This window comes from Streptococcus hepaticus, from assembly GCF_043656315.1.
Taxonomy (GTDB): Bacteria; Bacillota; Bacilli; order Lactobacillales; family Streptococcaceae; genus Streptococcus; species Streptococcus hepaticus.
On the sequence record NZ_JBINIY010000030.1, the window covers coordinates 1 to 4731 of the forward strand.

At 41.3% G+C, this 4731-nt stretch carries 7 protein-coding genes and 1 pseudogene; all 8 read right to left on the reverse strand.

Annotated elements, in window-relative coordinates:
- On the reverse strand, window positions 1–661 hold a 661-nt coding region (locus ACHUFA_RS10790; RefSeq protein ID WP_394406056.1), incomplete at its 3' end, for a VirB6/TrbL-like conjugal transfer protein, CD1112 family.
- A gap of 18 nt (window positions 662–679) precedes the next feature.
- The gene (locus tag ACHUFA_RS10795) at window positions 680–922 is read right to left on the reverse strand and encodes a hypothetical protein (RefSeq protein WP_001072182.1); all 243 of its coding nucleotides are present in this window, start codon (window positions 920–922) and stop codon (window positions 680–682) included.
- A gap of 17 nt (window positions 923–939) precedes the next feature.
- Complete coding sequence (locus tag ACHUFA_RS10800) at window positions 940–2757, reverse strand: VirD4-like conjugal transfer protein, CD1115 family (RefSeq protein WP_394406059.1); 1818 nt, start codon at window positions 2755–2757, stop codon at window positions 940–942.
- Complete coding sequence (locus ACHUFA_RS10805; RefSeq protein WP_172052111.1) at window positions 2757–3245, reverse strand: hypothetical protein; 489 nt, start codon at window positions 3243–3245, stop codon at window positions 2757–2759. Before ACHUFA_RS10805 ends, ACHUFA_RS10800 begins: the two co-directional genes overlap by 1 nt.
- A 76-nt stretch (window positions 3246–3321) precedes the next feature.
- Entirely contained in the window at window positions 3322–3906 is a 585-nt protein-coding gene (locus ACHUFA_RS10810; protein WP_394406061.1) for a CPBP family intramembrane glutamic endopeptidase, read from the reverse strand.
- A 2-nt stretch (window positions 3907–3908) separates the two neighbouring features.
- A complete protein-coding gene (locus tag ACHUFA_RS10815) occupies window positions 3909–4142 on the reverse strand; it encodes a transcriptional regulator (protein WP_394406063.1) in 234 nt (77 codons plus the stop codon).
- An 8-nt stretch (window positions 4143–4150) separates the two neighbouring features.
- Window positions 4151–4534, reverse strand: coding sequence for a thioredoxin domain-containing protein (locus ACHUFA_RS10820; RefSeq protein WP_394406065.1), 384 nt, complete (start codon window positions 4532–4534; stop codon window positions 4151–4153).
- A 10-nt stretch (window positions 4535–4544) separates the two neighbouring features.
- Window positions 4545–4731: pseudogene (locus tag ACHUFA_RS10825) on the reverse strand (hypothetical protein); the annotation flags it as partial.

The window sequence follows — 4731 nt, forward strand, 5'->3', positions numbered from 1 at the left end:
CGGCATAGACCATGATGTTCTTAAGATAGCCAATCCCAACACTTCTCCAGTCATCACTAAGAAAGGTTGGAATGGTAACAGGGGCAAAAGGTATCATCAGATAGAGTTGGATAAAGCGAATGGTAATCAAGATATTGACAACCATGATACTGGCCATTCGTACCAACCAAATGAGAATCGCAAAAAACCCAATAATCATTTTTCCTACAATTCCAGAACCCTTGATGCCTGAGACGGTATCGTAACTGGCACCGCCATTCGTGACAAGACTTGCCACTTGTTCAATAACATAAGAGGCAGTGGCAATAATGGCTTCCACAATAACCGTCGTATTGGTAATCACGATCGCGACCATGATGTAGCTGACAATCATAGGTGCTATGGCTTCAAAGGTCATTGCACCACCTGAGTTTGCGATTTTCTTGGCCATTTTTGAAAATTCGAGTACGAGAACAACCGCAAGAATAGCTACTCCCAAGGGCTGCATAATCCCCTTGGTAATGGCTGTCATGTAAGACCACACCGTCGGATTAAAGTCCGCTAGTGACTTAACCAAGTTGGCGGTTGATTCTAAATCCACTTGAAACCCTTCAAAAAGGCTATCGCTAGATACTTTTTCAGAGGCTAGAAATACAAAAGGTGACGTAAAATTCATTATCATGTCATGTGCTATCCTCCCCTAAATGGTAATCTGTGTCACAAAAGCACCAGCGGCTCCCACCATGACCCCACCAACAATTTCTAGAATGGCATTTCGGACACCTGGCCCACCATCTTTAATGTTGGTGGAAAGGTTGATAATGCCCATGACAACAAGAAAGGCTCCTACTGCAATTAAGCCTTTTTGTAATAGAGACATGGCTTGGGAGAACATGGAGCTGGCGTCCACTCCGTAAACAAAGCCTGTTAGTTTTTGATTCATATAATTCCTCATTTCTATTAATGTAGTGTCGTTTCTGTGCTTAAATCCCTTATTTTATGGCCTGACAAATCTACCTCTTCCTCAGCGGTTAGTGGATTGATATGATAGTGCCACCAGCGTACATCGGTTTCCTTATCCGCAAGCCATTTCCAATTCTTATGTTTGAGTGGAAAATATTTCTTGGTTCGAAAAACAGGAACCCCTGCAATGCGTACGAGACACTCATCTCGTTTCATATTCCCGACTTCATCAGCCGTCATCAAGTCACGAGCAATTTTCTGGTGGGAGGTAGAACTTGAGCCTGTTTGCCCAAAAGAGCGACTGGTACTTCTGACATCAATGGTTTGTTTGCCTAATAGACCACTCATAAATTTGAAAGTTTCCTCGTCATTTCCACCCAAATAGAGGAGGCTATCACAGTTTCCCAGTATAGTTTTCCAAGCTTCTTTTTCCTTATAAAGTCCTTGGAGTTGAGCGATATTTTGGAGAATAGGCACAAGACTCATATTCCTAGAACGAACTGTTGAGGTTTGTTCAGCGAAGTCGGGGATTTCTCCGACATTCGCAAACTCATCCAGATAGCTTCTAACATGAATCGGCAGTTGCCCTTTAAAGTCAACATCAGCCTGCCTGGTCAAAGTTGAGAAAACCGTAGAGAAAAATAAAGCAGATAGGAAACGAAAGGTCGTATCATTGTCTGGAATAACAAGATAGACCATGGTCTTTTGAGTGCCCCACGTTTTCAAATCCATAGTGTCTCTTTGCGTCAAATCAATCACCGATTGGATATTAAAAAGGGCAAATTTAGCTGTTGTGACAGCAATGACCGAATCCAAGGTCTTGTCCTTGTAGTTCTGAAAATCCGCCCAGTTTCTCATGGTAAAGTTCTCGTGACCGTATTTTTTAGCGTAATCTTCAAACAGGACTTCAAGAACACTTTTGTCCTGATTATCTCCCTTTGATAAGAGTTTGATGAGTTTCCCAATCTCAGAAAAGGCTGGATAACGGCCACGCTTACGTCTTGCTTCCTGCTCTTGCTTGGAACTTCCTGGAGGATTGTAAAAATCCACCAAATAAGAGGCAATAGCTCTCACCAATGTCATGGAAGCCTCGTCCCAAAATGGATCACTGCGAGAACCAGACCCACGGGTATTGTTAAAATAGACCGTTAACATGCGGTTCAAATCATTCTCTGTTTCTACATAACGAAAGGGATTAAAACCGTCCGAATTGGTCATATTAACCAAGTCTAAAACCTTGACCTGATAACCGTTCTCTAAAAAGAGTTTACCTGTCTTCTCAGCCAAATGGTCTTTCGGATCTACGACAATATTGGAACAGTTAAGTTGGATAAGGTTGGGTTTCACAAAGCGAAAGGTCTTACCTGCCCCAGAACCCCCAATGACAATCAAATTTTTATTTCGGTCAAACTGGAGTTTCTTCTTTTCCAACAAGGTTAGACGAACATCACGAGCCAAAATCGTGTCATTAAAAGGATTCTTACTGTAAAAGTTCCGCTTTTCCTTACTGGTTCCAAACCGTGCAGAACCGTATTCTTCCCCTTCTCGATAGACTTTCTGTCCTGTCGATACATAAAGATAGACTAGTGTCATCGTTAGAACCCCAAGGATAAAGGCAAGAAGAGATTTTTGAGTAAAGGAAAATAGCCATAAAGGATTGAAAACCTGATTTAACCCCTCTCCTAAGAGGTAGGCAAATCGTTCCATAGGTGGGGCATTGGTTAAACTATCATAGAGTAGAGTTAGACGATGGCAGAAATAGCCAAAGGCGAGACCCAAGAGACCAAAGACAAATGCTTTTTGCCTGGAATACATTACAAGGTCACCTCCTTGGTTTTGACTGCCGAAGGTTCTGTCACTCTAATTTTCTCTTTGGCCAGTTCTATCTCTTGATCCAAGGTTTTATCAAAGGTTAAACCTTCTAGCTTCTCTGGATTAGACATCAGTTTCTTCAACAATTCATCCAAGTGATGATCGAGCAAGGTCTTATCCTTGGCATAAAAGTAGAGATAGTCTTTTTGCCAACTAATTGCAATTGGCAGTTTTTCTGACTCCATCAACTCCTTAAATTTCTCCACATCGATTGGCTTATCCAGTATGTCTTTACTAACATCAATCGCTTCAATTGCATAAGGGCTTTGAAGGAGTTCTTCCAGTTTTTGAACCCCAATCTTATAAGCTGAATCTTGAGCTAAGGCTTGCCTAGCCGACCATTCTAAGAGCTTTAAGAAGGTTCTGACTGTCAATAAACTACTTCTTTCCACGTATTGCATCGCTTGACGTTCTTGTTGTTCAGATGACATGGTGACCTCCTCTTTTTTCGATTCCCTATCAAACATAAGGTGCTTCCATAATACGTAAGCACTCTTGATTTTGGTATCACAAGAAAGTTACGACATAAGCCAAACTATTCCAAAGTAAATGTAAGGCGATTGCCGTCATACAATCAGTTTTCAACCGAACAACAGCCAGGGTCAAGCCAAGACAGCTATACATGAGCCAACTCCCTAACTGATTGGGTCCATGCGATAGAACAAAGAGAAAACTGGTCACGCCTATTTGTACAAAAGGGAATATCAATTTTTCCCACAGAAATTGCCTATAAACAATCTCTTCAAGGATGCTTGCATTGGCCAGAAACAATAAAAAGATAATAGGAAGAACCTGTTTTCCTACTTGTACCAATACCGCTTGATTCCTAGTCTGAACTGGAAATAGGAAGCTGATGAAGACTGCAAAAGCAACCATACACACAAAACCAAGAAGCAACCAACTTAGGCGATTGCTTAAGGTTATATTTTTTGCTTGAAGAGTTTTATGACGGGCAATCTCTAAGCAAGTCACACTTAATAGGACCAATTGTAGCAAGACTATACCCTCTATTGTCAGATACTCTTTCAGGTATAAACTAACCAGAAGACCGTTAAGCTGTATGGCTAGATAAAACAACACTATCCTTATCATTGTCACCTCTTAAATAAATCTTCATAATCAATTTCTAAGACTAGAACAATACGCTCAACCCATCTTGTTTGTGGCATCAGACGATTGGATTTGTAATGTCGCAGTTTTTGATAAAGGCGATTAAATTCACTTGGATAAACATATTGACCTTTGAATACTTGGCGAGCTAGTTTTGCCCAAGTGAGGTCTTTTTCTGCCAGAATGATTTCTAAATTGTCCCAAAATCGTTCATTCATCTTCACACCTACCCTGTCACCTGTTTCATCAGACTGGCCTGAAACAGCTCTTCTTTTTCCTGTCTGGGAAGAAAGGTTCGCACTTCGTCTAGCCCAATAGCTGGATAGACATGATCCTGACAGACAATGAGAGGCAGACGAAGGTTCTGGTCTAGCTTTTGGAGAATAAGCTGAACCATCTCATTCAAACTTATCGTATATTGACGCTTAAAGCGAAGAAATCGTGGCGACAGCAACTCAAAACAATCCGTGGTTTTAGCAAAGAGTGACAGTAAGATTTCACGGTTTACATCACACGCTTTTATACAACGATAAGTCACACCATAGGTCGTCAAAATGGCTAGTAAGTCTTGATTTGTATTGGCATTATTTCCTAGATATACCTCAAGCATAGGCACCTCCTTACAGGGTTAAGCTATTTTCAACTGTCGGTTCAGGAGTTGAGAAATAGCGACTCATATCAATGGGCATCCGTCCTTCACCAAAGCACTTGACCGTCACTAGAGTCGTTAAAATGCCATCCTTTCCCCTAGCAAAATAATTTTCACCAAAGGCACGAAAGGCCAGGTGATTGTCTTTCGTCAGTAGT